This is a genomic window from Tsuneonella deserti, from assembly GCF_014644315.1.
GTDB lineage: Bacteria > Pseudomonadota > Alphaproteobacteria > Sphingomonadales > Sphingomonadaceae > Tsuneonella > Tsuneonella deserti.
The window spans coordinates 254,988-281,778 of the sequence record NZ_BMKL01000001.1; the positions used below are offsets into that span (position 1 = coordinate 254,988).

General features: G+C 66.7%; 27 protein-coding genes and 1 tRNA gene. 19 read left to right on the plus strand and 9 right to left on the minus strand.

The annotated features are described in order from the left end of the window. Positions 1–60 precede the first annotated feature (60 nt). The 3 genes from IEW58_RS01140 to hflK form a co-directional block, all read right to left on the minus strand. Entirely contained in the window at positions 61–1,599 is a 1,539-nt protein-coding gene (locus IEW58_RS01140; RefSeq protein WP_229658366.1) for a Do family serine endopeptidase, read from the minus strand. A 115-nt stretch (positions 1,600–1,714) separates the two neighbouring features. After that, positions 1,715–2,563 carry a protease modulator HflC gene (hflC, locus tag IEW58_RS01145; RefSeq protein ID WP_188643458.1) on the minus strand — a complete coding sequence of 283 codons (849 nt, stop codon included), beginning with the start codon at positions 2,561–2,563 and terminating at the stop codon, positions 1,715–1,717. After that, positions 2,563–3,705, minus strand: a complete 1,143-nt coding sequence (hflK, locus tag IEW58_RS01150) for an FtsH protease activity modulator HflK (protein ID WP_229658367.1) — start codon at positions 3,703–3,705, stop codon at positions 2,563–2,565. The genes hflC and hflK overlap by 1 nt, the downstream gene beginning before the upstream one ends. A gap of 106 nt (positions 3,706–3,811) precedes the next feature. Here hflK and IEW58_RS01155 point away from each other — a divergent pair, with 106 nt between their 5' ends. The 4 genes from IEW58_RS01155 to IEW58_RS01170 are packed head-to-tail and all read left to right on the plus strand — an operon-like array spanning position 3,812 to position 9,567. Then, the gene (locus tag IEW58_RS01155; RefSeq protein ID WP_188643459.1) at positions 3,812–4,795 is read left to right on the plus strand and encodes an Mrp/NBP35 family ATP-binding protein; all 984 of its coding nucleotides are present in this window, start codon (positions 3,812–3,814) and stop codon (positions 4,793–4,795) included. Next, entirely contained in the window at positions 4,771–7,077 is a 2,307-nt protein-coding gene (locus IEW58_RS01160) for a molybdopterin cofactor-binding domain-containing protein (protein ID WP_229658368.1), read from the plus strand. The genes IEW58_RS01155 and IEW58_RS01160 overlap by 25 nt, the downstream gene beginning before the upstream one ends. Further along, positions 7,074–8,096, plus strand: coding sequence for a ferrochelatase (gene hemH / locus IEW58_RS01165; RefSeq protein ID WP_188643460.1), 1,023 nt, complete (start codon positions 7,074–7,076; stop codon positions 8,094–8,096). The genes IEW58_RS01160 and hemH overlap by 4 nt, the downstream gene beginning before the upstream one ends. Before the next feature lie 52 nt (positions 8,097–8,148). Then, positions 8,149–9,567 (plus strand): cytochrome P450, encoded by a 1,419-nt coding sequence (locus tag IEW58_RS01170; RefSeq protein ID WP_188643461.1) that lies wholly within the window; start codon positions 8,149–8,151, stop codon positions 9,565–9,567. Here the strand turns inward: IEW58_RS01170 and IEW58_RS01175 are convergent. Beyond that, the gene (locus IEW58_RS01175; RefSeq protein WP_188643462.1) at positions 9,564–9,719 is read right to left on the minus strand and encodes a DUF1674 domain-containing protein; all 156 of its coding nucleotides are present in this window, start codon (positions 9,717–9,719) and stop codon (positions 9,564–9,566) included. The two genes, IEW58_RS01170 and IEW58_RS01175, sit on opposite strands and share 4 nt — an antisense overlap. A 55-nt stretch (positions 9,720–9,774) precedes the next feature. Here IEW58_RS01175 and IEW58_RS01180 point away from each other — a divergent pair, with 55 nt between their 5' ends. Beyond that, the gene (locus IEW58_RS01180; RefSeq protein ID WP_188643463.1) at positions 9,775–11,013 is read left to right on the plus strand and encodes an RsmB/NOP family class I SAM-dependent RNA methyltransferase; all 1,239 of its coding nucleotides are present in this window, start codon (positions 9,775–9,777) and stop codon (positions 11,011–11,013) included. On the opposite strand, the gene msrA is transcribed toward IEW58_RS01180, so the two are convergent. Continuing rightward, the gene (gene msrA, locus IEW58_RS01185) at positions 11,010–11,549 is read right to left on the minus strand and encodes a peptide-methionine (S)-S-oxide reductase MsrA (RefSeq protein ID WP_188643464.1); all 540 of its coding nucleotides are present in this window, start codon (positions 11,547–11,549) and stop codon (positions 11,010–11,012) included. The two genes, IEW58_RS01180 and msrA, sit on opposite strands and share 4 nt — an antisense overlap. Positions 11,550–11,625: 76 nt before the next feature. Here msrA and aguB point away from each other — a divergent pair, with 76 nt between their 5' ends. The 3 genes from aguB (at position 11,626) to IEW58_RS01200 (ending at position 13,069) form a co-directional block, all read left to right on the plus strand. Next, positions 11,626–12,477, plus strand: a complete 852-nt coding sequence (aguB, locus tag IEW58_RS01190; protein WP_188643465.1) for an N-carbamoylputrescine amidase — start codon at positions 11,626–11,628, stop codon at positions 12,475–12,477. Positions 12,478–12,523: 46 nt separating this feature from the next. Beyond that, positions 12,524–12,979 (plus strand): 2-amino-4-hydroxy-6-hydroxymethyldihydropteridine diphosphokinase, encoded by a 456-nt coding sequence (folK, locus tag IEW58_RS01195; protein WP_229658607.1) that lies wholly within the window; start codon positions 12,524–12,526, stop codon positions 12,977–12,979. A gap of 14 nt (positions 12,980–12,993) precedes the next feature. Then, positions 12,994–13,069: transfer RNA gene (locus tag IEW58_RS01200), tRNA-Lys, on the plus strand. A gap of 22 nt (positions 13,070–13,091) precedes the next feature. Here IEW58_RS01200 and IEW58_RS01205 read toward each other — a convergent pair. Continuing rightward, positions 13,092–13,751, minus strand: a complete 660-nt coding sequence (locus IEW58_RS01205) for a phosphoribosyltransferase (protein ID WP_188643467.1) — start codon at positions 13,749–13,751, stop codon at positions 13,092–13,094. Continuing rightward, positions 13,748–14,437, minus strand: coding sequence for a dienelactone hydrolase family protein (locus IEW58_RS01210; protein ID WP_188643468.1), 690 nt, complete (start codon positions 14,435–14,437; stop codon positions 13,748–13,750). Before IEW58_RS01210 ends, IEW58_RS01205 begins: the two co-directional genes overlap by 4 nt. A 180-nt stretch (positions 14,438–14,617) precedes the next feature. Here IEW58_RS01210 and IEW58_RS01215 point away from each other — a divergent pair, with 180 nt between their 5' ends. Together IEW58_RS01215 and IEW58_RS01220 are read left to right on the plus strand one after the other, a co-directional pair. Further along, positions 14,618–15,103 carry an Hsp20/alpha crystallin family protein gene (locus IEW58_RS01215; RefSeq protein WP_188643469.1) on the plus strand — a complete coding sequence of 162 codons (486 nt, stop codon included), beginning with the start codon at positions 14,618–14,620 and terminating at the stop codon, positions 15,101–15,103. 137 nt (positions 15,104–15,240) lie between these two features. Beyond that, entirely contained in the window at positions 15,241–16,908 is a 1,668-nt protein-coding gene (locus IEW58_RS01220; RefSeq protein WP_229658369.1) for a thiamine pyrophosphate-binding protein, read from the plus strand. Here the strand turns inward: IEW58_RS01220 and IEW58_RS01225 are convergent. Next, positions 16,905–18,089, minus strand: a complete 1,185-nt coding sequence (locus IEW58_RS01225; RefSeq protein ID WP_229658370.1) for a molybdopterin molybdotransferase MoeA — start codon at positions 18,087–18,089, stop codon at positions 16,905–16,907. The two genes, IEW58_RS01220 and IEW58_RS01225, sit on opposite strands and share 4 nt — an antisense overlap. Before the next feature lie 10 nt (positions 18,090–18,099). Continuing rightward, on the minus strand, positions 18,100–18,765 hold the full coding sequence (locus IEW58_RS01230) for a queuosine precursor transporter (RefSeq protein ID WP_188643470.1): 666 nt from the start codon (positions 18,763–18,765) through the stop codon (positions 18,100–18,102). 215 nt (positions 18,766–18,980) lie between these two features. On the opposite strand from IEW58_RS01230, the gene IEW58_RS01235 reads away from it, so the two are divergent. From IEW58_RS01235 to IEW58_RS01270, 9 genes are all read left to right on the plus strand, one after another. Further along, on the plus strand, positions 18,981–19,199 hold the full coding sequence (locus tag IEW58_RS01235) for a hypothetical protein (RefSeq protein ID WP_188643471.1): 219 nt from the start codon (positions 18,981–18,983) through the stop codon (positions 19,197–19,199). Between the two features lie 123 nt (positions 19,200–19,322). After that, on the plus strand, positions 19,323–19,613 hold the full coding sequence (locus IEW58_RS01240; protein WP_188643472.1) for a hypothetical protein: 291 nt from the start codon (positions 19,323–19,325) through the stop codon (positions 19,611–19,613). Positions 19,614–19,690: 77 nt separating this feature from the next. After that, on the plus strand, positions 19,691–19,855 hold the full coding sequence (locus IEW58_RS01245) for a hypothetical protein (protein WP_188643473.1): 165 nt from the start codon (positions 19,691–19,693) through the stop codon (positions 19,853–19,855). 53 nt (positions 19,856–19,908) lie between these two features. Next, positions 19,909–20,196, plus strand: coding sequence for a hypothetical protein (locus IEW58_RS01250; protein WP_188643474.1), 288 nt, complete (start codon positions 19,909–19,911; stop codon positions 20,194–20,196). Between the two features lie 63 nt (positions 20,197–20,259). Next, positions 20,260–20,391, plus strand: a complete 132-nt coding sequence (locus IEW58_RS13920; protein ID WP_268237093.1) for a hypothetical protein — start codon at positions 20,260–20,262, stop codon at positions 20,389–20,391. A gap of 58 nt (positions 20,392–20,449) precedes the next feature. After that, on the plus strand, positions 20,450–20,701 hold the full coding sequence (locus IEW58_RS01255; protein ID WP_188643475.1) for a hypothetical protein: 252 nt from the start codon (positions 20,450–20,452) through the stop codon (positions 20,699–20,701). Positions 20,702–20,780: 79 nt separating this feature from the next. After that, the gene (locus tag IEW58_RS01260) at positions 20,781–22,094 is read left to right on the plus strand and encodes a NupC/NupG family nucleoside CNT transporter (RefSeq protein WP_188643476.1); all 1,314 of its coding nucleotides are present in this window, start codon (positions 20,781–20,783) and stop codon (positions 22,092–22,094) included. Between the two features lie 14 nt (positions 22,095–22,108). After that, complete coding sequence (locus IEW58_RS01265; protein ID WP_188643477.1) at positions 22,109–23,038, plus strand: isopenicillin N synthase family dioxygenase; 930 nt, start codon at positions 22,109–22,111, stop codon at positions 23,036–23,038. Between the two features lie 239 nt (positions 23,039–23,277). Further along, positions 23,278–26,703, plus strand: a complete 3,426-nt coding sequence (locus IEW58_RS01270) for a TonB-dependent receptor (protein WP_188643478.1) — start codon at positions 23,278–23,280, stop codon at positions 26,701–26,703. The last annotated feature ends 88 nt before the right edge of the window (positions 26,704–26,791 follow it).

Consider the following 26,791-nt stretch of genomic DNA (forward strand, 5'->3'; position numbering starts at 1 on the left):
ACAGAAAAAGCCCCGCCGCGGCCGGGCCGGGCGGGGCTTGATACCAGATAATCGGCGCGATCAGCGCAGGCGGATCGGCACGTAAGTCAGAGGCCGGCCGCGGCGCTGGATGCGCAGCAGGACGGTAGTGCGGTTGTCGGCCTTGGCCGAGGACACGATCGACTGGAGCTCCGCCGTCGTCTCCACGGCCTTGTAGTTGGCCGAGACCACGATATCGCCGGGCTGGATGCCTTTCTGTCCCGCGTCCGAGCCGGGATCGACTCCGAGGATCACCAAACCGCCCGTATCGGGCGAAACGCCCAGTTGCTGGGCGAAGCGCGGCGACATCGGCGCCACCTGCAGGCCGAGGTTCTGCGCCAGTGCGTCGTCGCCTGCGGCTCCCGGCGCCGCATCGTCGTCGGCCTGGGCATCGTTATTGAACATCTGCGACTGGGCGAGCTCTTCGTCGGTGGGACGCTTGCCGACCGTCAGCGTGACGGTTCGGCGCTGGCCTTCGCGATAAAGCTCGACCGGCACGCGCGTGCCCGGCGCAATGTTGGCCACCAGGAACGACAGCGTCTGGTCGCTCGTCACGTCCTTGCCGTTGACCTTGGTGACTACGTCGCCCGGTCTGATGCCCGCCTTGTCGGCCGGCTGGCCTGGCTCGACAGACTGGACGAACTCGCCCCGGTTCTGAGGAAGGTTGAGCGAATCCGCGAGATCGCCGGCGACCGGCTGGATCTGCACGCCGAGGTAGCCGCGTTCGATTTCCTGGCCGGACTTGAGCTTCTCGACGATCGGCGCGGCGATCTCGGCGGGAATGGCGAAGCCGATGCCCACGCTGCCACCCGAAGGCGAGAAGATCGCATTGTTGATGCCGATCACGTTGCCCTGCATGTCGAACAGCGGACCGCCCGAGTTGCCGCGGTTGATGCTCGCGTCGGTCTGGATGTAGCGATCGTATGCGCCGCCCGAGCCGGTGTTACGGTAGACCGCCGAGACGATCCCGCTGGTGACAGTGCCGCCCAGCGCGAAGGGATTACCGATTGCGATCACCCAGTCGCCCACCCGCGCCTGGCGGGAATCGCCGAACTTCACGAAAGGGAACGGCTTGGGGGCGGTGATCTTGAGCACCGCGAGGTCGGACGAGGAATCGTTGCCGATCAGCTTGGCGGGGTATTCGGTGCCATCGGCGGTGGTGACGGTGATTTCCTCAACCTCGCCGCGGCCTTGCGGAGCGATCACGTGGTTGTTGGTGACCACGTACCCGTCCGCCGAAATCAGGAAGCCCGAGCCGAGCGACTGCGCCTCGCGCGTCGTCGGTTGCCCGTTGCCGCCACGATTGCCGAACAGCCCTTCGAAAGGAGTGCCGGCGAAGGGGTTCTGCTGCGCCTGCACCTGGATGCGCTGGCGCGTCGAGATGTTGACCACCGCCGGCTGGAGCTGGGCGGTGAGATCGGCAAACCCTTCCGGCGCCCCGGCGCGGGGCACCACGCGCGCCATCTGGCTATCATCGTTCTGTGCCACCTGGGCGCCCGCCGGATTGCCGGTGATGAGCGAAACGGCTGCCCCTCCGACGAGGAGGGCCGAAGTCAGTCCATACGAATATCGCACGCGCATAACGTCCTTTGCTCTTGTATCCTGGCCTTGGCGCTCGTGCCGCTGGCCGAGTGTCCGCCGCGAGGGCGATTCACGCCTGTGGGGCTTAACCGCAATTGAATATCCGGCGTATCGATCACCGGTTTCCGCGGAACTGCTTCAGGTATTCGTTCTCGGGCGAAAGAATGATCGTGGTGGACGATTTGGAATCCGCCGCGAAGGTGGTGTCGTAGCTCTGCATGGCTCGGTAGAAATCGTAGAACTGCGGGTCCTTGCCATAGGCGGCGGCGTAGATCTTGGCTGCCTGGGCCTCGGCCTCGGCACGGATGATCTGGCCGTTCTTCTGCCCTTGCGCGCGCAAGGTGGCAGCTTCCTGCTGCCGCGCGCTCTGCATTCGCCGGAACGCGGATTCGAGCGGAGTGCCGTCAGGCAGGTCGGCGCGCTTGATCCGCACGTCGATCACCTGGGCTCCGTACTTGCGCGCCTGCGCATCAAGCTTGGTGCGGATATTGGCCATCGTGCTCCCCCGCTCGGCCGCGAGCAGGGCGGAGAAGCTACGCCGCCCGAGCTCCTGCCGGACGACCGATGACAGGATCTGCGCAAGCTGACTGTCGACCGTGGCGAGGGTGCCCGCGGTCTGCACCATCTTCACCGGGTCGATGATCCGGTAGCGCGCATAGGCATCGACGTTGAGGCGCAGCTGGTCGGTCGAGAGCACCGTCTGCGGTTCCATGTCCACGCTGAGCACGCGCTTGTCGATTCGCTCGACCCGCTCGTAAAACGGAACGCGGAAGACGATGCCCGCGCCGGTCTCGCCATAGGGGCGGTCCGGTGCGAAGCGGTTGGCGACCCGGTCGGGCCGGCCCGCCTGGATGATCACCGCCTGTTCGGTTTCCGGCACGACGACGATGCTCGACAGCACCGCGACGACCGCGACTGCGGCAGCGATCAGCGAGGTCTTGTGAGTTTCCCAGAAGGTTTCCATCACTGGCCCCCTGCCGGAGCAGCCTCGGCGCGCTTCTTGATCTCGGGCAACGGCAGGTATGTCTGCAAGCCTTGGGTCTCAACCACTGTCTTGTCGTTCTGACGCAATACCCGCTCCATGGTCTCGTAATAGAGGCGCCGCTTGGTCACCTCCGGCGCAAGCTTGTACTGCGCATAGATCTTGTCGAACGACGCCGCATCGCCTTGTGCGCGGGCTAGGATCTGCTGCGCATAGGCTTCGGCTCGGTTTATCTCGGCGTCGGCGTCCTGCTGCGCGGCGGATACGTCCTTGAAGGCTTCTTCCACTTCCTTGGGCGGGTCGGTCTTGCGGATCTGCACGCCCTGGATCGCGATGCCCGACTCATAGGCGTCGAGGATGGCCTGCATCCGGCTCATCACGCTCTGCTCGATGTCGGCGCGGCCCGATCCCGACAGGACTTGGTTGAGGCTCTTCTGGGCGACCGAGGCGCGCATCGCGGCTTCGGCCACTTCGCGCACGGTTTCGTCCGGCTGGGCGAGCTGGAAACGGTATTGCTTCAGGTCCTTGATGGTCCACCGCACGATGTAGCTCAGATCGACCAGGTTCTGGTCGCCCGTCAGCATCAGCTTTTGCGCCGATCCTTCGGGGATTTGCTCGATCCGGAATTCGCTGACCTGCTCGACGTCCACTTGCTGGATCGGCCAGGGCAGAGTGACGCTCAGGCCGGGCGTCAGAGTGCGCGAGTACTTGCCGAAGGTGGTGACGACGCCTTCTTCCTTGGGGCCGATCTGGTGCACCATCGAAAACGCCAGCCAGACCAGGAGGATTGCGCCGATGGCGAGCGGAAACCAGCTCCGGCCCCCGGGCAATTCCGGCAGCCGGAAACCGGGCCCATCGCCGCCCCCGCCGCTCCGGCGCGGTCCCTCAGGCCCACGGTGCTTGAAGATATCCTCGATACTGGCGGACCGGCGCGGTTCGTCAGTAGGCGGCAGCCACGGGTTGCGTGGGCCTTTCGGCTTGTCGGCAGAGGGCTCGTCAGCAGAAGGCGACGGTTCGTTACCGCTCGGTCCGTCGCCGGTCGGCTGTTTTCCGCTGCCCGCGCCCCACGGGCTCTTGCCCCCTGCCATGGGATGCGAGCTTCCCGTCCCGTCATTGATCTCCATGCGGGTCTTTATAGGTGGCCTATTGCCGAAAAACAGGGGCCGAACATCGGGGTGCCCGGAAAACAGGGATTGCCTCCCCGATTTTCCTGCTAGTGGCGCGAACGACATGGACCTGGAAGACCTGAAGGCGCGCCTGCCGCGCGAAGCCGCAGCGCGGGTGCGCTCGCTCAAGCAGTCGGGCGAAACGCTCACCGCGATACTGGACGCCTCGGGCCTCGATGCCGCTGCACGAAACGCTCTCGAGCGCGAGGCGCACTCCGCGCTCGCCGGCGCGCCGGGAGTGGGCGAGGTGCGGGTGGCGCTGATGGCTGACAAGGCGGAGCAGCCGGCGCGGACCGGTCCGGTCATCGTTGCCGTGGGATCGGGCAAGGGCGGCGTCGGCAAGTCCACGCTGACCGCCAACCTCGCGGTCGCCCTGGCGCGTGCCGGGCGCAAGGTCGGTCTCGTCGATGCCGACGTATATGGCCCGAGCCAGCCCACGTTGCTCGACACCGAAGGCCAGCGTCCCAGGGCCGAGGGCGACAAGCTGGTCCCGGTCATGAGCCGCTTTGGCGTGCCCATGCTGTCGATGGGTCACCTCGTCGAGCCGGGGAAGGCTCTCGCCTGGCGCGGGCCGATGGCGAGCGGGGCATTCGGCCAACTGGTCGATGCGATATGGGGCGATGTCGAGGTCATCCTGCTCGACCTTCCGCCGGGCACCGGGGACGTCCAGATCACCATGCTCCAGAAGCACAAGCCGGCAGGCGCGGTGATCGTGTCGACCCCGCAGGACCTGGCGCTGATCGACGCCCAGCGCGCGGCGCAGCTGTTTGAACAGGGCAAGGTGCCGATTATCGGCCTCGTCGAGAACATGGCCGGTTACGTCTGCCCGCACTGCGGCGAAACGAGCGATCCGTTCGGTCGCGGCGGCGCGCAGGCGGCAGCCGAGCAGGCGGGAATCCCGTTCCTCGGCCGCATTCCGCTGAGCCTTTCGGTCCGGCAGGCCAGCGATGCCGGTACGCCGCCAGCCGCCGGCGAAGGAGAGGATGCCGCCCCGTTCAGCGCGATTGCCGCGAGGGTTGGCGAATGGCTGGATCGAAGGACGGGCTAGCAGTGCAGATCAGCCGCCGGGGCCTGCTTGCGGGAGCCGCGGTCGGCGGCGGCCTGCTCGTCGCGTGGAGTCTCTGGCCGCGCGATTACGGCGTTCCATTGACACCGGGGCGCGGTGAGTGGGCATTCGGGGCCTGGCTCAAGCTTGGCCGCGATGGAGTGCTGACGGTAGCGGTGCCCCAACTGGAAATGGGGCAGGGGATTTCGACCCTTTTACCGCAGGTGGTCGCAGCCGAGATGGGTGCCGACTGGCGGCAGGTCGCGGTCGAGCCGGCGCCGGTTTCGGGTGCCTATCCGAACCTGCCGCTCGCGGCAAAATGGGCTCCCTTGTGGATGCCCCTCGCCTCCGGCCTCGCCGACCGGCCTGACGATCTGGTCGCGCGCCGTTGGGCGGGAGAGAAGGGCTTCATGGCGACTGCAGATGGCACTTCGCTAGCCGCCTACGAGCGGCCGGCACGCGAGGCGGCGGCCGCCGCACGGGCAATGCTGTGCATGGCGGCGGGGCAGCGTTGGGGAGTCGATTACGAGCAGTGCGAAGCGCAGGGCGGCCTCGTCATGCACGGAAGCAAACAACTCGCGTTCGCAGCCCTGGCGGAGGAAGCGGCGCGCTTCGATCCGCCAGATCCCCCGCCGTTGAGGTCGAATCCCTACCAAGAGACGGCCACTGTCGGCAATCCATCCCAGCCAGTCGCGTACCCGCGGCTCGATCTGCCCGCGAAGGTGGACGGTAGCTTCCTGTTCGGGGGCGATGTGCGGCTCCCCGGCATGCTCTACGCCGCGATCCGGCACGGCCCGGCGGGCGACACCGAACTGGCCGGCTACGACATCCGGGCAGGGGCCCGCGCGCTCGGACTGAAACAGGTGGTCAAGGCCAGGGGCTGGATCGCGGCGGTGGCTGACACCTGGTGGGCCGCCGAGCGCGCTCTCGATGCCCTGGCCCCCCGTTGGCGCACCGAGGGCCGCGCGGATAGCGGCACCATCGACCGGCAGCTCGAAGAAGCGCTGACCAAAGGAGAAGCGCGCCGTATCCTGACCCGCGGCGACGGCGACAGCAATCTGGGCGCTCCGACGGTTACCTATCGCTACGACCTTGCGCCTGCGACCCACGCGATGATCGAGACTGCCAGCGCGACCGCCCGGATGGCCGATGGACGGCTCGAACTGTGGTTGGCGAGCCAGGCTCCCGCGCAGGCTAGGGAAGCGGCCGCCAAGGCCGTGGGCCTCTCGCCGAACGATGTCGTCCTTTACCCGCTGGCAGCCGGCGGCAGCTTCGACCGGCGGCTGGAACACGACCATGCGATCGAAGCGGCGGTGATCGCGGCCGAAGTCGGCGCCCCCGTGCAACTCGTGTGGTCACGCTGGCAGGAGATGATCGCCGGCCGCCCGCGTGCGCCCCTTGCCTGTCTTGCCAGTGCCTGGACCGCGCGCGAGGACGGGACGCCGCAAGCCTTGCGCCTGCGGGTCGCCATGCCCGCCACGACGAAGGAGTTCGGCGCGCGGCTGTTCGGCAACAAGACTGCGGTCGCCGCGCGTGAAGTGGCGGCAACAGGACCGGACCCGCTCGCTTTCGAAGGGGCCGGAACGCCATATGGCATTCCCGCGCTGGCCATCGACCATGTGGCGGTGGACGTTGGCCTGTCCAGCGGCCGCTTTCGGGGAAACTCGCATGGCTATCTCGCTTTCATCGTCGAGAGCTTCATGGACGAGCTTGCCGGCCGCGTCGGGCGCGAGCCGCTCTCGTTCCGCATGGCGCTTCTCGGACATGATCCACGGCTGGCCGAATGCCTCCAGCGAGCGGCGAGGCTCGCCGAATGGGACGGCGGCGCCGGTCAGAGCGGACAGGGAATTGCCTGCTGGCGAATAGGAGATCCTGAGGGCGAAGGCCCGGTGGCGCGGATCGCGTGCGTCGCCACCGCGCGTGCCGGCGAGGGCGGGGTGCGGGTCGGAAAGCTGTCTGCCGCGGTCGACCTTGGCCGGGTCGTCAACCTCGGCATCGCGCGCCAGCAGATCGAGGGCGGGCTGATCTTCGGGACCAGCCTTGCCACGGGTTCGGCGGTGACATTCGCGGATGGCCTGCCGGCCGAGGCCGGCCTGGGCGCGCTGGCGCTGCCCCGGCTCGACGATTGCCCCGAAGTCGTCGTAGAGGTCATGCGTGGCGATGGACCACCGGCCGACCCCGGGGAAATCGGCGCGGTGGTGGCCGCCCCGGCCATCGCAAATGCTCTTAATTCAGCCGCCGGCCTGCGTCTGCGCCGCCTGCCTCTTCTGTCGGAGGGAATATGACCCGGCCCGCGTCCCCGACCCCGGAAAACCATCCGCCGGTCCGCACCGGCAGGATCGGCGTCCTGCTGGTCAACCTCGGCACGCCCGACGCACCCGATGCCCGTTCGGTGCGGCGTTATCTCGCGGAGTTCCTCTCCGATCGCCGCGTGGTGGAAATTCCGCCGCTGATCTGGCAGCCGATCCTGCGCGGCGCGATCCTCACCACCCGCCCGAAGAAAAGCGCGCACGCCTATTCGCAGGTCTGGACCGAGGCCGGCTCACCGCTCGCCGCGATCACTGCCGAGCAGGCTGCGCGCCTCCAGGAACGGCTGGGCGACGACGTGATGGTGGCGCATGCGATGCGCTATGGCCGGCCGAAGATCGGGGCGGCGATGCAGGAGCTGATGGACGCTGGCTGCGACCGTATCCTGCTGGCGCCGCTCTATCCCCAATATAGCGCAGCAACGACCGCAACCGTTGTGGACAAGGCTGCGGACAAGCTGCGAACGATGCGTTGGCAACCTGCCTTGCGTACCCTGCCGCCTTATCACGACGATCCGCACTATATCGAAGCGCTCGCGCGAGACATCGGCAGCCAGCTCGACGCGCTTCACTTCGCCCCGGAAGTGCTCCTTTTGAGCTTTCACGGAATGCCCGAGCGCACGCTTCACCTTGGCGATCCCTACCACTGCCATTCGCGCAAGACCGCGCGTTTGCTCGAAGGCGCGCTCGGCAGGCCGGACCTGCGCGTCGTGACCACGTTTCAGTCGCGCTTCGGCCGGGCCAAATGGCTGGAGCCGGCGACCGATGCGGTGCTGGCCGAAGAAGCGCGCCGGGGCACGCGGCGGCTGGCTGTCGCGGCGCCCGGATTCTCGGCTGATTGCCTGGAGACGCTGGAGGAACTGGCGATCCGCGGGCGCGAGCAATTCATCGGAGCGGGCGGCGAGGAGTTCGCGGCGCTTGCCTGCCTCAATGCCCGCCATCCCGGGATGGACATGCTCGAGGCGCTGGTGCGGCGCGAGCTTGCCGGCTGGCTCTAGCGCACTTACAACCGGCTCAACTTACACTGGGGTAAGTTGCCTGGAGCTACCGATGGCCACGCTCGCCGAACCCGCTTTCGCCCCTCATGTGCCCGCCGAGACACCGCCACGGCACTGGTCCGAAGGCTGGCTCACAGATGCCGACGTGGCGCACATTCCCGGCGAGGCGGGGCCGCCGGTGATCGGCAACCTGTTCAAGATGCTCGGGGATCCGCACGGTTTCGCATGGCGGATGTTTCGCGAGTATGGACCGGTCTACAAGAGCAAGGCCATGGGCCGGTGGCATGTCTCGCTGATCGGGGCCGAGGCGAACGAACTGCTGCTGTTCGATCGGGACAAGATTTTCTCCTCCGAACAGGGCTGGGGCCCGGCACTCCACCGCCTGTTCCCGCGCGGGCTGATGCTGCTCGATTTCGAGAAGCACCGGGCGGACCGGCGCGCGCTGTCGATCGCCTTCAAGCCCGAGCCGATGCGCCACTATGCCGACGCGCTCGATCGCGGGATCGCTGCGGAAGTCGGAAAGTGGCGCGGAGAGATGCTGTTCTACCCGGCGATCAAGCAGCTCACGCTGGCACTGGCGGCTGACAGCTTCATCGGCGTGCCATGGGGGCCGGAATCGAAGAAGATCAACCAGGCTTTCGTCGACATGGTGCAGGCCTCGATTACTCCGGTGAGGAAGCCGCTGCCGTTCACCCAGATGCGCAAGGGTGTGAAGGGCCGCGAATTTCTCATCGATTACTTCACGAAGCTCACGCTGCGCCGCCGGGCCGGGGAGGGCAACGGACAGGATATGTTCAGCCAGTTCGCCACCGCGACCAACGAGGACGGCAGCCTGCTCCCGGTCGACGAGGTCGTCGATCACATGAACTTCCTGATGATGGCCGCCCACGACACCATCACCTCCAGCGCCACCAGTCTCGTCTGGCTGCTGGCCAAGCATCCGGAATGGCAGGAAAAGGTCCGGCAGGAAGTGTTCGCGATCACCGGCGGGCCGGATGCGAAGGGCGCGCCCCGCGGCGCGACCTACGATGACCTGGGCAAGTTCGAACTGCTCGAGATGGCGTTCAAGGAATCGCTGCGGCTGATCGCGCCGGTTCCCTCGATCCCGCGCCGCGCGCTGAGGAGCTTCGAGTTCAAGGGCGTCCGCATCCCGGCGGGCGCGGCGTGCGGGTTCAACACCCATCTGACGCACCACATGGAGGAATACTGGGTCAGCCCCGAAACGTTCGATCCGATGCGCTTCACGCCAGACAAGGTAAAGGCGCGCCACAAGTATGCCTGGGTGCCCTTCGGCGGCGGCGCCCACATGTGCCTAGGCCTGCACTTCGCCTACATGCAGGTGAAGATACTGACGGCGCAGCTTCTCCAGCGCTACCGGATCGAGATCGCGGACGGGTACGAGCCCGCCTGGCAGCCGTGGCCGATTCCCAAGCCCAAGGACGGGCTGAAGGTAACGTTCGCGCCGCTCTAGAAATCGATGGCGATGCCGTCCTTTACCCAGTCGCCGTAGCGGGTCGGGCTGAGCGGTTCGTTCACTGCGCCTTCGCTCGGCTTGGGCGGCGGCGCACTCGTCCAGTGGGCGGGCTTCACGAATTCCCGCGGGCGTTTGGTCGCGCGTTCCATGCCCCCGAGATGGGCACGCTGGCGCCGCGATGCAATCGGCTTTAGGGGCATTGCGATGGCAAAAATCCAGGGATTGGCCGCGCGCACCGCGGCACTGCGCATGCTCGATGCCGTCTTGCGCCGCGGCGAGACGCTTGACCTGGCGGAAGGGCAGTTCGCCAAGGGGCTGACGCCGAGCGACCGCGGGCTGGCCCGTGCAATTGCCGGCGAGACTTTGCGCTGGCTGGTCGACCTTGATGCCCTCATCGACTCCGCGACGAAGGACGTGCTGCCCGACGATGCCAAGCCGCGCATGGTGCTGCGGATGATGCTCGCCCAGGTCTTCCGCCTGGCAACGCCGCCGCATGCAGTGATCGCGACCGGGCTGGAGCTGCTTTCGGGCGGCCCCCGCCGCCTCGCTCACGGGGTGTTCTCGACCCTGGTGAAGCGCGGGGCCGCGCTGCCGCCGGTGCCGACCTTGCCTGCCGCGGTCGCCTCGCGGTGGGGCGAGCGGGCCGGGCCGATCGCCGCCGCGCTGGCCGAGCCGCCGCCCCTCGACCTAGCGCTCAAGAACTGGAAAGAGACCCAGCGGTGGGTGGCAGAACTGGGCGGCGTCTCCCTCGCGCCCGGTCATGTCAGGCTTGCGCGCGGCACGGCGGTCGAACGCCTCGCCGGGTTCCAGCAAGGCGAATGGTGGGTGCAGGATTTCGCCGCCTCGCTGCCTGCGCGGCTGCTCGGGGAAGGCAATGGACGGCGCGTGCTCGACCTGTGCGCCGCGCCCGGCGGCAAGATGCTCCAACTCGCTGCAGCGGGCTGGCAGGTGACCGCGCTCGACAAGAGCGTCAAGCGGCTCGACCGGCTGGTGGAAAACCTGGACCGCACCGGCCTCGCTGCCGAAGTGGTGGCCGCAGACGCCCTCGCGTGGGAGCCAACGCGTCAATTCGAAGCGATCCTGCTCGACGCCCCGTGCACGGCGACCGGCACCTGCCGCCGTAATCCCGACGTGCTCCACCGCGTTCACGCGAGGCAGATCGCCGAGATGGCCGAGCTTCAGGAGCGACTGCTGGAGCGCGCCGCGCGCTGGCTCGCCCCCGGCGGGACGCTGGTTTACGCGGTCTGCTCGCTCGAGCCCGAGGAAGGCGAGCGGCATCCGAAGCCCGAAGGGCTGCTGCCGGCGCCCATTCGCGCTGAGGAGTTACCGGCCGGGCTGCTGCCAGATAGCGAAGGAGGCCTGCGCACCGACCCCGGCATGCTGCCGGATGCCGGCGGGCTCGACGGGTTCTTCGTCGCCCGCTGGCGTGCGCCCCCCGCTTAGCTCCCGGCCTTCACCTTGTTCTGGAAGCTCTTCCTGAGCTTCATCAATTTGGGCGGAATCGTCGCCAGGCAGTACGGATTTCGTTGGCCTTCACCTTCCCAGTATTCCTGATGATAGTCCTCGGCCGGATACCATTCTGCGGGACCCTCGATGGTCGTGACGGCAGACTGCCCGGCATGGTCGGCGTTCCAGCGATCGATCGCGGCCTTCGCCTCGGCCCGCTGCTTTCCGTCGAGTGGGAAGATTGCGCTGCGGTACTGTGTCCCGATGTCGTTGCCCTGTCGGTTTAGCTGGGTCGGGTCATGCGTCCCAAGGAACACGTCCAGTATTTCGGGCAGCGAGATGACTTCCGGATCGAACGTCACGCGGATCGCCTCGGCATGGCCGGTATCGCCGCTGCATACTTGCTTGTATGTCGGATGAGCGGTGGTGCCGCCGATATACCCGCTTTCTACCTCGCTTACCCCCACCACGTCGCGGAATACCGCCTCGGTGCACCAGAAGCACCCGCCTGCCAGGATCGCCTGCTCGCTCATGAAAGTCTCCTTCGCGCCGCCAGATAGGAAGCGGGGGCAGGGTTGTCATCTGCGGCCGGCGGCCTAGTTGTCGCGCATGACCGAAGTGACAGTCGCCGCGCTGCAGCTCGATCTTTCCTCGCACGACGAGCGAGAGAACATCGCTGCCGTCTCCGCCCTCGTGGAAGAAGCGGCGGGGGAGGGCGCAAAGATCGTCTGCCCGCCCGAGCTCTTCTCCGGGCGCTATTTCTGCCAGGTCGAGGACGAGGCGCTGTTCTCGCTCGCGCGGCCGGTGGCCGAGCATCCCTCGGTGATCGCCATGCGCGCGCTGGCGGCGAAGCTGAAGGTTGTCATCCCGACCAGCTTCTTTGAGCGCGACGGGCACCACTACTACAACACCTTGGCAATGGTGGACGAAGGCGGCGAGATCCTAGGCACCTATCGCAAGAGCCATATCCCCGATGGGCCGGGCTACGAGGAAAAGTACTATTTCCGCCCCGGCAACGACGGGTTCAAGGTTTGGGACGTTGCCGGCACGCGCATTGGCGTCGGCATCTGCTGGGACCAGTGGTACCCGGAATGCGCGCGGGTGATGGCGCTGATGGGGGCAGAAATGCTGTTCTACCCAACCGCGATCGGTTCCGAACCTTACGACGAGGGACTCGACACCAGTCGCATGTGGCGCCGCGCGATGCTGGGCCATGCGGTATCCAACTGCATGCCCGTGGTCGCGGCCAACCGCATCGGGGACGAGGACGGACAACAGTTCTACGGCCACAGTTTCATCAGCGACGAATGGGGCGATTACGTCCGCGAGATGGGCGCTGGCGAGAGCGGCGTGCTGCTCGCGAAGCTCGATCTGGCTCGAGCGGCGAAGCATCGCGCTGGGATGGGATTTTTCAGGGACCGCCGCCCGCAGCTTTACGGGCGGATTTGCCAGGATATCTGACCCCTTGGGGGAGTCTTCCCGGTACCTGATCGCGCTGGGGTCGAACATGCGCCACCCCCGCCATGGCGATCCGCGGCGGGTGCTCGCGGCCGCGCTTGAGGCGCTGGGAGCCGTCGGTCACGAGGTGCTTGCCGCTTCACCGGTCGTGTCGAGCGAGCCGCTCGGCCCATCGCGACGGCGCTACGCAAATGCCGCGGCAATCATTTCGAGCGCAATGGGACCCGATGCGCTGCTTGACAGCCTCCAGACGATCGAGCGAAGCTTTGGCCGCCGTCGGCGAGGGCAGCAATGGGGCGCCCGCGTGCTCGACCTCGATATCGTGCTGTGGAGTCAGGGCGCGTGGTCGAGCGGTCGTCTGTTGGTCCCTCATCCGCAGTTCCGCCGCAGGAGGTTCGTCCTTGGTCCTGCGGCGGCTATCGCCCCCTCGTGGATCGATCCCGTGACCGCGCTGACGGTGCGTCAATTCCACGCCCGCTTGACCCGCGCCAATCCAGTGCACTAGGGCGGCACCCGGTCGGGCCCTTAGCTCAGTCGGTAGAGCAACTGACTTTTAATCAGTAGGTCGCTGGTTCGAACCCAGCAGGGCTCACCACGCATCCGGTCGACCGGAAACTCTAGGGCGCATGCGCGCATTCCTGTGCAGCGTGCATTGCGTCGATCACCTCTGCGTCGGTGGTCTGGGTAAAGTCGACGTAGTGCGCCCCCACCGCGTGGAAGGGGGAGGGTGTTTCCAGACAGACCACGTGATCGCACAGGGGTGCCAGAGCCTCGATCGCATCGCGCGGTGAAACCGGCACGGCGAGGACGATCCTGCGAGCTTCCGACCGGTGAAGCGCTTCGAGCGCCGCGCGCACGGTTCCCCCGGTCGCGATACCGTCATCGACCACGATCACCGTTCGTCCGGCCAGGGCGACAGCGGGGCCAGTCCGGTAAAGGCTGCGGTGACGGGCGATTTCCTGCACCTCCCGGTCGACCTGGTGCCGTATATACTCGGACGATGCGCCGACTGAATGCGCAAGAGCTTCATTGATGACGACTTGTGGCGGGGTGCCATCGACGACTGCGCCGATGCCGTATTCGGCATGCCCGGGCGCCCCGATCTTGCGGACGAACAGCAGGTCCATCGGCGCGTGCAACAGTCTTGCGACTTCGAGCCCGACGGGCACGCCTCCCCGGGGCAGGGCGAGCACGACAGGTTCGGTCAGCCGGAGAGCGAGCAACTCCTCCGCGAGCAGGCGGCCGGCCTCCGCCCGATTGGCGAAGCGCCTGCTCATCCTGCGTCTCCCTCGCCCAGGTGGCCGAGGAACCAGTCACGCGCGTGCTCGACGACTTCGTCCAGCGTGCCTGGCTCCTCGAACAGGTGGCCCGCTCCGGGCACAATCGTCAGCTTGTGCTCGCACCCCATCGTGTCGGCCGCGGCCCGGTTGAGGCCGATGACCGGCCCGTCCAGGCTGCCCACGAGCAGCAGAGTGGGTGCGCGGACACGGGCAAGTGCCTGGCTTCCGGCGAGGTCCGGACGCCCACCGCGCGAAACCACCGCGGCGATCCGCCGATCTTCGGCCGCCGCCAGCAGAGCCGCGCCGCCGCCGGTGCTGGCGCCAAAGTAGCAGGGACGCAGCATCGCTGTCGGCGCGAAATCACCCGCCCAGTCGGTCGCGACCCGCAGGCGCGAGGCGAGCAGGCCGATGTCGAACACATTGGCGCGGTCCAGCTCCTCGCGTTCGGTTAGCAAGTCGAGCAGGAGGGTCGCCAGACCGGCCTCGCGCAGTTTGGTGGCGACGTAGTTATTGCGCGGGCTCATCCGGCCGCTGCCGCTGCCATGCGCGAAAATGACCAGGCCCTTGGCCTGGGCCGGTATTCCGAGAATGGCCTCGAGGCCCGGGCGCTGCCCGATGCGTACATGCTCGAGCCCCTCGATCGGCGAAGTACGCGGCGGGCGCTCGCTGGTGAATGTGACCATGACCGGTCTCCTCGTGCAAACCGGGGAAGTGGACACTTTGGGTTCCTGGTCCGCAATCGGGAAAGCTACGGAGAAGGCCGTTCCGCAAGTTCCCCGATTCCGCGAGCGAGGGTCCGCGGTCAGACTCGCGACCGCTCCGCCTCTCGTATGAAAGGCGTTGCAGACGAGGAGAGCTTGATCATGAACGAACAGACAACCCTGCCTGCGCGCACCCAGTCCGAAGCGCCGCTGCCCGCCATGTTCGGCCGGTTGCGGGATGAGATCGACCACTTGTTCGACGACTTCAGTTTCGCGCGACCGGCGCGGTCCTTCTTCAGCCTGCCCGCGGCCATGCGCTTTACCCCGGCAATGGACATTCACGATCGCGGCAACCGTTACGACGTCGCGCTCGAACTGCCGGGCATGGAAGAAAAGGACATCGACGTCGAAGTGGCCGACGGTGTGCTGACCGTTTCCGGTGAGAAGCGCAGCGACCGGGAAGAGAAGACCGACGGCTGCCTGGTGAGCGAGCGTTCCTATGGTTCCTTCCGGCGTCAATTCACGTTGCCGCGCGATGTCGATCCCGATGCGATCGAGGCCAAGTACAAAAGCGGCGTGCTTCACCTGAAGCTGGGCAAGGACAAGGCGGCGCAAAGCCGGACGCGCAAGATCGCGGTCGGTACCTGAGAGGCCTGACGGCGAGCGGCGGCAAGGGCACTCCGCTCGCCGGCCAGCCGGACAACCGGCAGCCCCCGTTTGAATAACGCGCGATCCGTTGTTAGGCGGCCCGACAAACGCAACGACCGATCGGGCAGGGCAACGACATGGCGAAGACGCAGGCGGCTGGCGGCTGCATGACCGGTGGACAGATACTCGTCCGCGAGCTGATCGCGCGGGGAGTGGACACCGTGTTCTGCGTGCCGGGGGAGAGCTATCTCGCTGCGCTCGACGCAATCTACGAGGCGGGAGACGCGATCCGGCTGGTGGTCTGTCGGCATGAGGCCGGGGCGGCCAACATGGCGGAGGCCTGGGGCAAGCTTACCGGTCGGCCGGGCATCTGCTTCGTGACGCGCGGGCCTGGCGCCTGCCACGCAAGTATCGGAATTCACACCGCAAAACACGATAGCACGCCGATGATCCTGTTCGTCGGCCAGGTTCCGCGCGACCAGATCGGACGGGGGGCATTCCAGGAAGTCGATTATCCCGCGACTTTCGGCGATCTTGCCAAGTGGGCCTGCCAGATCGACGACGCGGCCCGCATTCCGGAATTCGTTTCAAGGGCTTACGCGACCGCTCTGGGTGGGCGGCCAGGACCGGTCGTGATTGCCCTGCCGGAAGACATGCTGAGCGAGGAGGTCCAGGCGCCGGCCGCCGGGCGCGAAGCCGAGCACTGGACCGCCATACCCGATGACGCGTCAATGAAGCGCTTGATCGAGCTGCTGAACACCGCCGAACGCCCGCTGCTGGTGCTCGGCGGTTCGCAGTGGAGCGAGGCGGGGCTGGCCGACCTCACCCGCTTCGTCGAAGCGACCGGCCTGCCGGTCACCTGCGGCTTCCGCCGGCAGGACCTGTTCGACAACCGCCACCCGAACTACGTCGGCGAGTCGGCGCTCGGCATTAATCCGAAGCTCAAGGCGCGCTGGCGTGAAGCGGACCTGATCATCGCGGTCGGCACGCGACTGGGCGAGATCGTCACCGACGGTTACACCAACCTCGATGCGCCGGCGCCGGGGCCGAAGCTGGTGCACGTCCACCCCGAGGCGAGCGAGCTGGGCCGGGTCTATCAACCGACGCTGGCAATCGCGTGCGATCCCAAGGCCTTCGCGCGGGCAGCCGCTTCCGCCGTTGCCGGTGCCTCGCCCCGATGGGACCAGTGGCGCAAGTCCGCGCGTGGCGATTACGAGGCGTGGCAGCAGCCGCCCGCAAGCGTCGGGCCGGTCGACATGGCGAGCATTGTCGGCTGGCTAAGCGACAATCTCCCCGAAAACGCGATTCTCACCAACGGCGCGGGCAACTACGCGATCTGGCTGCACCGGTTCTTCCGCTACAAGCGCGCCGGAACGCAGCTCGCTCCGACCAGCGGGGCGATGGGCTATGGCCTGCCGGCGGCCATCGCCGCCGGGATCGCGCATCCCGACCGCCCGGTGGTATGCTTCGCCGGCGACGGCTGCTTCATGATGGCGAGCACCGAGCTTGCCACGATCGTCCGCCACCGGGTGCCGGTGATCGTGGTGGTAGTGAACAACGGCGCCTACGGCACCATCCGCATGCACCAGGAGCGGCGCTATCCCGGCCACGTGGTCGGCACCGAGCTGGTCAATCCGGACTTCGCCGCGCTGGCGCAGAGCTACGGCATCGCCGGCTGGCGGGTTGAGCAGACCGAGGACTTCACGCCGGCGTTCGAAGCGGCGCGGGCATCGGGCGAGGCGGCGCTGATCGAGATCGTGCTGCCGACCGCCGAGCTTTCGCCGACGATGAAGCTCAAGACCTAGAACGCCAGCGCGGACACCATCGTCCGCGCCGCCAGCGCGGGCTGGTGGGCGGGGCAGCGGATCAGCCAGTCGGCTTGGGTAAGCGGACTTTGCGCGCCGCTGTCCTGATTGCCGAGCGGAACTAGCCCCGCATCGTCCCACCGCGCCCGGACAAAGGTCTCGCGCTCGTCGGCCGCCGGCAGCGAGGCGGCGAGCGGAAGGGTGCGCCATTGGTGCGCGGCATCACCACCCTGCAGCCGCGCGAGCAGCGGGCGCAGGAACAGCGCGGCGGTGACCAGCGCCGAAGTCGGGTTGCCCGGCAGGCCGAGCACAAGGGCGTCTGCGCAGCGGCCGAACCACACCGGCCTGCCCGGCTTGATCGCGACCTTCTCGAACGCCAGCGCCAGCGCGTGCGCGGCGAAGCTGGCCTTGGCGAAATCGCGCTCGCCGACCGAGGCACCGCCGGTCACCACCACCAGGTTGCTTCTTTCCAGCAGCTCGCCCGCCAGCGCGGTCAGGCGCGCGAGGTCGTCGGGGCAGATCGCCCGCACGACGATTTCGGCCCCCGCGCTCTGCGCCAGCGCGGCCACGCCGAGGCCGATGGTCTCCGGGATCGCATCGGGCCAGGCATGCGCCTCGCCGGGCGCGGCGAGTTCGTCGCCGGTCGCAAGGATCGCGACGCGGGGAATCCGGCCGACGGTCACCTCCGCCCGGTCGGCCGCCCCCGCTGCGACCAGGATGCGCGGGGTCAGCCGCGTACCGGCGGGCAGCACCATCGCCTCGGCGGCGAAGTCGCTGCCCGCCGCGCGGATGTAGGTCGCCGGGCCGTAGGCGGGCGTGAAGCGCACCCGTGCGCCGTCCCGCTCCGCATGCTCCTGGATGATCACCCGCGTCGCGCCCTCCGGAACGCCCGCGCCGGTGAACACGCGCACCGCCTGTCCCGGCCCGACGGTACCGCGCCACCAGGCGCCGGCGCGCGATTCGCCGATCACTTCGAGCCATTCGCCCGGCTCGGTCGCGGCGTCGACCACGGCATATCCGTCCATCGTCGAAACTGCCGAGCGGGGCGCTTGGCCGCGTGCGATCAGGTCGGCAGCGAGCGTGCGCCCGGCAGCGTCGGCGAGCGGAACGGTCTCGCAGCCAAGCGGCGCGACTTCGCCGATCAGTGCCAGCGCCGCGTCGAAGGAAATCGGCGCGGCCAAGGCGGTCAGCTCAGGAGGGCGCGCGGTCGAGCCGGCGGGCGATGGCCACGCCAAGCGCGATCAGCGGCGGGACCAGCACGATCGACAGCGTCACCTTGGCCAGCATCTGTCCCACCAGCAGGTCGCGAATAGGGAACTCGCCATAGAACGCCAGCGTGATGAAGATCAGCGTATCGACCACCTGGCTCAGCGCCGAGGCAACCGCGCCGCGCACCAGCATGAACGCGCCGCCGCTATCCTCGCTCTTGCCGCGCAAGGCGGAGAACAGCCACACGTTGAGGAACAGCGACACGCCGTATGCCACCGGGCCCGCCGCCATGATCCGCGGGGTGCTGCCCATCATCAGCTGGAAGGCATTCAGCCGGTCGGGCGGCATGTCGGGCGAAGCGGGCAGTTGCAGCACGACGAAGATCAGTGCGATTGACAGCGCGAGGGGCAAGAAGCCCCAGAACACCAGCCGGTCGGCGGCCTTGCGCCCGTGGACCTGCGCCACCGTGCTCGACAGCACGACCAGCATCAGGAACGCGAAGATTCCCGCCTCCACCGCCAGCGGGCCGAGCGCGACCTGCTTGTTGCCGAGCATCCCGGCGAGCACGGTCATGCCGCCGTAGATAATCGCATAGACGAACAGGGAGCGGGGGACGGCCGGCGCGGCGGCGGTGATGGGGTCGTTCATGCGCGGGAGGATTGGCACCGCCGTGCGCAAAAGAAAAGCGGGCCTGTGAGCTTCACTGTTCTCATCACCGGCGGGGAAACCACTGTGCGGGGTCGGCCACCTTGTAATGAGCCTTGTAACACCCCACTTCAGGTGCATCGATGCGGCAACCCAGTTCGTGAGCGCCCTCGACTGAGAGACAAGAGAGCTCCCGCTTGCAGCAAGGGAGCAGTGCGATGTCTCAGGTTCAGCCGCGCCAAGGCGCAACCGGACTCACTTCCGAATCCTGGGAGAACGAAGGCGGCAGCCTCGTGGCGGAGACGCTTGCGGGGTCGCTCGGCGTCGTTCGCCATCTGACCGAAACCTATTCGGTCGGTGGGTTCCAATACACGAACTTGACCGATGCCATCGCGCAAGCTCGGCGAATGACGAAGCTCGAGCGCGAGGTCCTGTGAACCCGCGCCAGAACGCCGGTCCAAATTACGTCGGCCTGTTTGTTCCTCTCATCGCCATGGTGGTGATGATTTACTGGCTGGTCAGTTGAGCGGGCCCGCAAACTTTGAAGAAGGTTATCCCGCATGACTGAGGAAAAGATCAGTTCCCCCGCTTCGCATTGGCGCCGGCGCAAGTGGTCGTCACCCATTCCGAGCGATCAGGCAGCCCGACAGGGCAACATCACCCGTATGGCGTTCGAGCTGTTGGGCAAGGATGGCGCGATTTCGTTCTTGAACAGCGAGTTTGCCGATCTCGGCGGCCGCCCGCTGGCGATCGCGACCGCGAGCACAGCCGGCCAAGCCAGGGTGCTGACCGCAATGCAGGATCTGGCGTCCGGTGGCGCTCGGATCGACGATGTGGTCGCTGCGCAATGACGCATCTCGGGACCGTCATTTCGTACGATCGCGGCCGCCGTGCAGGGATGCTGAGGCCCGATCAAGGCGGCGAGGCCGTGGTTTTCAAATCCGCGGATCAGCCGGAGTTCTTTCCCGATCCGCGGCCATTTCAACGATACAGTTTCGGACTGCTGGTTGCCGTCGACGGGGGCCAGCCTAGAGCGATCAATCTCCGTCGCCAGCTCAGCCACCGCGAACAGGCCGAGGCGCAGGCAGGCTAGCGTGCCGCGGCGGGCCATCGAGCCCGCGCTAATGCAAATCAATGGAATCGAAGATGGACCTCAACGAACTGCTGTACGCTCATCAACTTGAAGTGATGAAGGCAAACGCGTCGAGCGACGACGATCACTTCGGCCGGATCGCGGAATACGCCGATAGAATCAGGCAGCTGCGAACGGTCTCGTATGCAGAGTCGATCGCCCAGAACCCTTCTGCACCACCAACAATCATTTACGGCAGCTATGCGGGAAGTTCGGCGTCCGAAGCCGGTGTCGGCCACGCCACTGACAATCTCAACGGGGTGGACAATGAAAATCCGGACCGCGGACACGCAGACGCCTGACCTGCGGCGTTGAGCCGCCGCCGCTCTTTTCAGCGGCGCCGCCTTTGTGACAGGAGAACGGACATGGCCAAGGGCCAGAAGAAATCCAATCGCGAGATTCGCAAGACGAAGGCGGAGAAGCCGAAAACGAACGCCTCGCAACCCACGCAGAAGTCGGGGTCGATCAAGGGCCTTGAAAGTTTGAAGAACTCCTGATCGGTCGCTTTTGATTGGCCGCAGGGTCCAATGTGATGCGCCTCAACTGGGAATTGTGATGATCCGCACTACGCGCTCCCAGGTAACTTTCTCCGGACCGCTCATGCTTCCGGAACTGGACGCTCCGCTTCCTCCCGGCACCTATGACGTCGACACCGACGAAGAGGTCATCGAAGGGAACGAGAGGACTGTCTATCTCAGGATCGCAACCGTGATTTACGTGCGCGGAGTAGGCAGCACACGCACGGTCACGATAAATCCATCCGTCCTCGCCGCCGCCTTACAACGGGACGCAGGCCACCGCGGGTAAGCAGTGGAGTTCACTTGCCCGCCGGAAGCGATGTGAATCCAGTTTCCTACAAAACCACATCCCGCTAACGGGGGGCGCGATGCCTCCAGTCCTCACCAGCCTCATCGGGATTGTAGCGATCCTCGGAATCGCCTTCGTCCTCTCGAACGCCAAGCGGCGCATCCGCCTGCGGGTGGTCGGCGCGGCGTTCGCGTTACAGGCGCTGATCGCGTTCATCGTCCTGCGCACGCCGTGGGGCGTGGCGGCGATCCATGGGATGTCGAATGGGGTCGCCGCGCTTCTGAGCTATGCCAACGAGGGCACCGCATTCCTGTTCGGGGCGGACAATCCGCTCAAGAACACCTTCGCGCTTGGCGCGCTGCCGGTGATCGTGTTCTTCGCCGCGCTGGTTTCGATCCTCTATCACCTCGGCATCATGCAGCGCGTGGTGCGCTGGGTGGGCGGGGCGATCGGCTGGGTGACCGGCATCAGCCGCGTCGAATCGCTGGGCGCGGCGGCCAACATCTTCGTCGGCCAGAGCGAAAGCCCGCTGGTCGTGCGGCCTTACCTCGCGAGCCTCAATCCGAGTCAGGTCTTCACCCTGATGACTGTCGGCATGGCGGGTGTCGCGGGAACCATCCTTGCCGCCTATGCCGGGCTGCTCGGGGAAAGGTATCTGCCGTTCCTGCTCGCCGCGGCGTTCATGTCGGCGCCGGGCGGCATCCTGATGGCCAAGATCATCATGCCCAATGTGGTGGAGCCCGTTCCCGACGCGGATGGGCGGATCGAGCTGCCGGACGCGCGGATCAGCGCCGAAGGGCCGGCCGCGCTGGTCGAGGGCGGCAAGCCGCACGAAGTCGAGCTCGCCGAGACCTTCGAGGAAGGGCAGAAGCCCGCCAACGTGATCGAGGCCGCGGCGCAGGGCGCGCAGACCGGGGTCAAGCTGGCGGTCGCGGTGGGCGCGATGGTGCTGGCGTTCGTCGCGCTGGTGGCGCTCGCCAACGGTATCCTCGGTTGGGTCGGCGGCCTGTTCGGATTCGAAAACTGGAGCTTCCAGGCCGCGCTCGGCGCGCTGTTCGCGCCGGTCATGTTCCTGATCGGCGTTCCGTGGGAGCAGGCGCCGGTCGCCGGGGGGCTGTTCGGCACCAAGATGGTGCTCAATGAATTCGTCGCTTTCATCGACCTTGGCCAGATGGACGCCGCGCACCTTTCCGACCGCAGCCGCGCGATCGTGACCTTTGCATTGTGCGGGTTCGCCAATTTCTCGTCGATCGCGATCCAGATGGCGGTGACGGGCGGGCTTGCGCCCAACCAGCGCCCGGTGATCGCCCGGCTGGGCATCAAGGCGCTGGCCGCCGGGTCGCTGTCCAACCTGATGAGCGCCGCGCTGGCCGGCCTGTTCCTTCCCTTCTGAGAGTCGCACCTCCCATGTCCGAGATCGCATCCGTTTCGATTGCCCGTCCGCTCGATGAAGTCGCCGACGAGCTGGGCCGCAGCTTCCGCGAATACGGCTTCGCCGTCATCCGCGACCACGGCATCCCGGCGGACCTGATCGCGCAGGCCGAGGCGCTGTCGAAGCGGTTCTTCGCGCTGCCGGAAGAAACCAAGAAGGCCTACAAGATCCAAGGCGGCGGGGGTGCGCGCGGCTACACCCCGTTCGGGGTCGAGCGGGCCAAGGACGCCGAGGTCCATGACCTGAAGGAATTCTGGCACGTCGGGCGAGAGCTGCCCGCCGGTCACCCGTTGGCCGAGTACATGGCCGACAACGTCTGGCCGACCGAAGTCCAAGGCTTCCGCGAGACCTTCACCGCTCTCTACGCCGCGTTCGAGAAGGCGGGCGAGCGGGTGCTGGAGGCGATCGCGCTGCACCTCGGGCTGGAGCGCGACTACTTCAAGGCGACGGTTGAGGACGGCAACTCGGTGATGCGGCTGCTGCATTACCCGCCGCTCGACGGGCCGCACGCCGAGGGCGCGATCCGCGCCGCCGCGCATGGCGATATCAACACGATCACGCTGCTGCTGGGAGCCGAAGAGGCGGGGCTCGAGCTGCTCAACGCGCAGGGGCAATGGCAGGCGATCGACGTGCCGGAAGGCGCGCTGGTGGTGAACATCGGCGACATGCTCGACCGGCTGACCAATCACCGGCTGCGCTCGACCCAGCACCGCGTGGTCAACCCGCGCGGGGAGGCGGCATACCGTTCACGCTATTCGATGCCGTTCTTCCTCCACTTCCGGCCCGACTTCATGATCGAGACGCTGCCGGGCTGCATCGACCCCGCGCATCCGGAAGATCACCCCGCTCCGATCTCAAGCCACGAGTTCCTCCAGCAGCGCCTGCGCGAGATCAATCTGGCCTGATTCGTTCCCGCTAAAGCGTCGCCCGGAGGGGCGAACAACACTTTTTGAAATAATGTTGCAATGCGGCAACATAAAAATACACTGGCAAATCAGTGCGTTAGCTCCGCCAAGCGTTGATTGGCCGCCTCGAGCGCGCGTTTGTCACAGCCGCCTAACAGAAGGCGCTTTTGGCGCAGCGGGGAAGTTCCTATCGGGCCCCCGCCTCCTTCGTCACGTCGAATCCAAGGGATCGCCATAACATGAAGATCAAGTATCTGCTGGCTGCCAGCGTCGTCAGCCTGTCCGCCGCCGCCATCTTGCCGGCACCCGCCGCCGCGCAGCAGATCACCACCGGTATCGAAGGCACGGTCACCGATGCCGACGGCAACCCGCTGCCCGGCGCGACGGTGACGATCACCGATACCCGCACCGGCGCGACCCGCACCATCACCACCGGCGCGAACGGCACGTTCTCGGCCACCGGCCTCGTCACCGGTGGTCCTTACACCGTGTCGGCCAACGCGGCGGGCTTCGAAGGCCAGACGGTCAGCGACATCCAGACGACCCTCCAGGGCAACACCGGCCTCACCTTCGCGCTGTCGTCGGGCGCGGGCGAGATCGTCGTCACCGGCAGCCGCGTGCAGGTCACCCAGCTGGCGGTCGGCCCCGGCACCAGCTTCACCACCGAAGTCCTGCAGAACGCACCGAGCTTCAACCGCGACGTGCGCGACATCATCCGCATCGACCCGCGCGTCAGCCTCGACCGCGACGATGGCGGCTCGGGCCAGGACCGCATCTCGTGCCTCGGCGGCAACGACCGCGGCAACGCCTTCACCGTCGACGGCATCGCCCAGGGCGACGTCTACGGCCTCAACGACACCGGCTTCTCGTCGCGTTCGTCGACCCCCATTCCCTACGACGCGGTGCGCGAGACACAGGTGCAGTTCGCGCCGTTCGACGTCGATTACGGCAACTTCACCGGCTGCGCGATCAACGTGGTGACCCGCTCGGGCACCAACGAGTACCACTTCGGCGGCTTCTTCGAATACTCCGACAACGGGATGCGCTCGAAGACCTTCCAGGGCGAGCCGGTCGCTCCGATCGAGCCCGAGAAGCGCTGGGGCGTGTGGGCCGGCGGGCCGGTCATCAAGGACCGCCTGTTCCTGTTCGGCGCCTACGAGCACCAGGAAGCGGGCCAGTCGCAGGACGACGGTCCGGTCGGCGCCGGTTACCCGAACGAGCAGACGGGCATCACTGTCCAGCAGTTCAACGAGATCAGCGAAGTCCTGAAGTCGGTCTACGGCATCGACACCGGCCCGCTGGTCACCAGCCGTCCGTTCTCGAACGATCGCTACTTCGCCCGTGCGGACCTGCAGATCACCGACAACCACCGCTTCGAGGCGACCTATCAGCGGCTCGAGGAAGGCTCGACCCGTCCGGACGATCTGTTCACCGGCACTTCGCCGCAGGCCGTGGGACGCAATACGTTCCTGACCAGCGGCACCAAGTCGGACTACTACTCGGGTCGTCTGTACTCGAACTGGACCGACAACTTCTCGACCGAGCTGCGTTACTCGCGCTCGAAGGTGCAGGACCTGCAGGACCCGATCGGCGGCGGTGAAGCGCAGTCGGACAACCCGATCCCGCGCATCATCGTCGGCATCGACAACCCGTCCGGCATCGACGGCACCGTGCTTGCCGGCCCGGGTAACTCGCGCTCGGCCAACGACCTGCGCTCGACCATCGACCAGTATCGTGCGGCCGCCACGCTTAACGCGGGCAACCACACCTTCAAGTTCGGCGGCGAGATGAACACCGCCGACCTGTTCAACCTGTTCGTCCAGAACGCGACTGGCACGCTGGTGTTCGAGAACGTCAATGACCTGCGCAACGGCCTGCTGTCGCGCGGGACGGGCAACAATCAGACCGACACGCGCCCGAACCGCGTCGTGAGTGGCGAAACCGAAGGCGCGTTCGGCAACTTCTCCGCCACCGGCGACGTCAACGACGCAGCCGCTGCGTTCACCCGCACGATTTACTCGGTGTTCGCTCAGGACGACTGGCAGGTCACCGACCAGCTCAGCGCCGTCATGGGCGTGCGCGTCGACTGGTACGACGGCGGCCACCCGGCGCATAACCCCGAGTTCGCGCGCCGGTACGGCTTCACCAATTCGATCGGCTTCAGCAATCTCGACCCGCTGGTCATGCCGCGTCTTGCGCTGACCTACGACGCAGACGACTTCGCGGTGTTCACCCGTCCCAAGCTGCGCGCCGGCGTGGGTGTGTTCTCGGGCGGCGACCCCGTTGTGTGGTTCGGCAACGCGTTCCAGAACGACGGCCGCGGCTTCGCGCAGGGGACGACGCAGGATGCCGCCTGCGGCACCGGCCGGATCGACGTGGTCGTGAACGGCCAGTTCACCGGCGTGCCAACCTGCTTCCAGCAGTCGGCCTCGGCTTCGGCCGCGCGCGGCCTGGGTGACACGCAGTCGGTCAGCCCGAACATCAAGCAACCGTCGGTGCTCCGCGCCAACGTCGGCTTCCAGTCGGGGCTCGATTTCGCGCCGAGCGGGTTCTTCAGCAACTGGAACCTCAACCTCGACTACATCTACAGCCGCTATCGCAACCCGCTGACGCTGGTCGACCTGGCGCAGATCCCCGATCCTACCAAGGGCGTGGGCGGCTACACCATCGACGGGCGGCCGATCTACCGCTCGATCGATCCGACCGCCGCGGGCTGCACGGCGACCCTGGTCGACCTGAATCCGGCACCGGTGTACCAGAACGTGACCGCGGCCTGCTTCAACACCAGCCGTGACGACGAACTGCAGTTGACCAATGCGAGGGGCTTCGACAGCCACGTCGCTTCGGTGATCCTGTCGAAGACGTTCGACGGCGGTGTATTCACCCAAGGCGGTAACGTCGATTTCAACATCGGCTATTCGTACACCGACGCCCATGACCGGCGGAACATGTACAACTCCACCGCGGGCTCGAACTACGACTACACGGCCGCATTCGACCGCCAGAACCCTGCTGAATCGCGTGGCTTCTACTCGACCAAGCACAACATCGCGGCGCGCCTGGCTTTCCGCGAGGAGTTCATCAGCGATCTGTCGACCCGTCTTGGCATCACGTTTGTGGCGCGTTCGGGCCGGCCGTACAGCCTGACCTTCGCCGGCGGCGGCGTGTTCAACGACAGCGTTTCGGGCAACGACAACGCGCTGGCCTACATCCCCACCGGCGTTGACGACGCGAACATCTCGCCGAGCTCGAACATGAACGCGGTGCGCGACCTGGCTGCGTGGGCTGCGTCCTACGGCTGTGCCAAGGATTTTGCGGGCCAGACGATCGCGCGCAACACCTGCTCGAACGACTGGTACTACGACATGGACCTGTCGTTCTCGCAGGAAATCCCGGGCCCGGGCCGGTTCTTCGGGCGCGAGGACAAGATCAAGCTCTACGCCACGATGGACAACTTCCTGAACTTCCTCGACGACGACTGGAACATCCAGCACCGCCGCAACTTCGCCGGCCTGCAGGATGTCGCCAGCACCAGCGGCGTGGACGCACAGGGCCGTTACATCATCACCGGTTTCAACGGAGCCGACAGCATCGCGGCGGACAACGGCATCAACGCCAGCTCGTCGATCTGGCGCCTGAAGGTCGGGATCAGCTACGACTTCTGATTCTTCCGACCGAAATAACAAACGGCGGCGGCGCTCCAACCGGAGTGCCGCCGTTCGTTTGTCTGGCGCCGGAACGCGTACCTGCCGC

Excerpts from the sequence above, each read along its gene's own strand:
- IEW58_RS01140 (WP_229658366.1), bottom strand. The coding sequence starts at position 1,599 with ATGCGCGTGCGATATTCGTATGGACTGACTTCGGCCCTCCTCGTCGGA.
- hflC (WP_188643458.1), bottom strand. The coding sequence starts at position 2,563 with ATGGAAACCTTCTGGGAAACTCACAAGACCTCGCTGATCGCTGCCGCA.
- hflK (WP_229658367.1), bottom strand. The coding sequence starts at position 3,705 with ATGGAGATCAATGACGGGACGGGAAGCTCGCATCCCATGGCAGGGGGC.
- IEW58_RS01155 (WP_188643459.1), top strand. The coding sequence starts at position 3,812 with ATGGACCTGGAAGACCTGAAGGCGCGCCTGCCGCGCGAAGCCGCAGCG.
- IEW58_RS01160 (WP_229658368.1), top strand. The coding sequence starts at position 4,771 with ATGGCTGGATCGAAGGACGGGCTAGCAGTGCAGATCAGCCGCCGGGGC.
- hemH (WP_188643460.1), top strand. The coding sequence starts at position 7,074 with ATGACCCGGCCCGCGTCCCCGACCCCGGAAAACCATCCGCCGGTCCGC.
- IEW58_RS01170 (WP_188643461.1), top strand. The coding sequence starts at position 8,149 with ATGGCCACGCTCGCCGAACCCGCTTTCGCCCCTCATGTGCCCGCCGAG.
- IEW58_RS01175 (WP_188643462.1), bottom strand. The coding sequence starts at position 9,719 with ATGGAACGCGCGACCAAACGCCCGCGGGAATTCGTGAAGCCCGCCCAC.
- IEW58_RS01180 (WP_188643463.1), top strand. The coding sequence starts at position 9,775 with ATGGCAAAAATCCAGGGATTGGCCGCGCGCACCGCGGCACTGCGCATG.
- msrA (WP_188643464.1), bottom strand. The coding sequence starts at position 11,549 with ATGAGCGAGCAGGCGATCCTGGCAGGCGGGTGCTTCTGGTGCACCGAG.
- aguB (WP_188643465.1), top strand. The coding sequence starts at position 11,626 with ATGACCGAAGTGACAGTCGCCGCGCTGCAGCTCGATCTTTCCTCGCAC.
- folK (WP_229658607.1), top strand. The coding sequence starts at position 12,524 with ATGCGCCACCCCCGCCATGGCGATCCGCGGCGGGTGCTCGCGGCCGCG.
- IEW58_RS01205 (WP_188643467.1), bottom strand. The coding sequence starts at position 13,751 with ATGAGCAGGCGCTTCGCCAATCGGGCGGAGGCCGGCCGCCTGCTCGCG.
- IEW58_RS01210 (WP_188643468.1), bottom strand. The coding sequence starts at position 14,437 with ATGGTCACATTCACCAGCGAGCGCCCGCCGCGTACTTCGCCGATCGAG.
- IEW58_RS01215 (WP_188643469.1), top strand. The coding sequence starts at position 14,618 with ATGAACGAACAGACAACCCTGCCTGCGCGCACCCAGTCCGAAGCGCCG.
- IEW58_RS01220 (WP_229658369.1), top strand. The coding sequence starts at position 15,241 with ATGGCGAAGACGCAGGCGGCTGGCGGCTGCATGACCGGTGGACAGATA.
- IEW58_RS01230 (WP_188643470.1), bottom strand. The coding sequence starts at position 18,765 with ATGAACGACCCCATCACCGCCGCCGCGCCGGCCGTCCCCCGCTCCCTG.
- IEW58_RS01235 (WP_188643471.1), top strand. The coding sequence starts at position 18,981 with ATGTCTCAGGTTCAGCCGCGCCAAGGCGCAACCGGACTCACTTCCGAA.
- IEW58_RS01240 (WP_188643472.1), top strand. The coding sequence starts at position 19,323 with ATGACTGAGGAAAAGATCAGTTCCCCCGCTTCGCATTGGCGCCGGCGC.
- IEW58_RS01250 (WP_188643474.1), top strand. The coding sequence starts at position 19,909 with ATGGACCTCAACGAACTGCTGTACGCTCATCAACTTGAAGTGATGAAG.
- IEW58_RS13920 (WP_268237093.1), top strand. The coding sequence starts at position 20,260 with ATGGCCAAGGGCCAGAAGAAATCCAATCGCGAGATTCGCAAGACGAAG.
- IEW58_RS01255 (WP_188643475.1), top strand. The coding sequence starts at position 20,450 with ATGATCCGCACTACGCGCTCCCAGGTAACTTTCTCCGGACCGCTCATG.
- IEW58_RS01260 (WP_188643476.1), top strand. The coding sequence starts at position 20,781 with ATGCCTCCAGTCCTCACCAGCCTCATCGGGATTGTAGCGATCCTCGGA.
- IEW58_RS01265 (WP_188643477.1), top strand. The coding sequence starts at position 22,109 with ATGTCCGAGATCGCATCCGTTTCGATTGCCCGTCCGCTCGATGAAGTC.
- IEW58_RS01270 (WP_188643478.1), top strand. The coding sequence starts at position 23,278 with ATGAAGATCAAGTATCTGCTGGCTGCCAGCGTCGTCAGCCTGTCCGCC.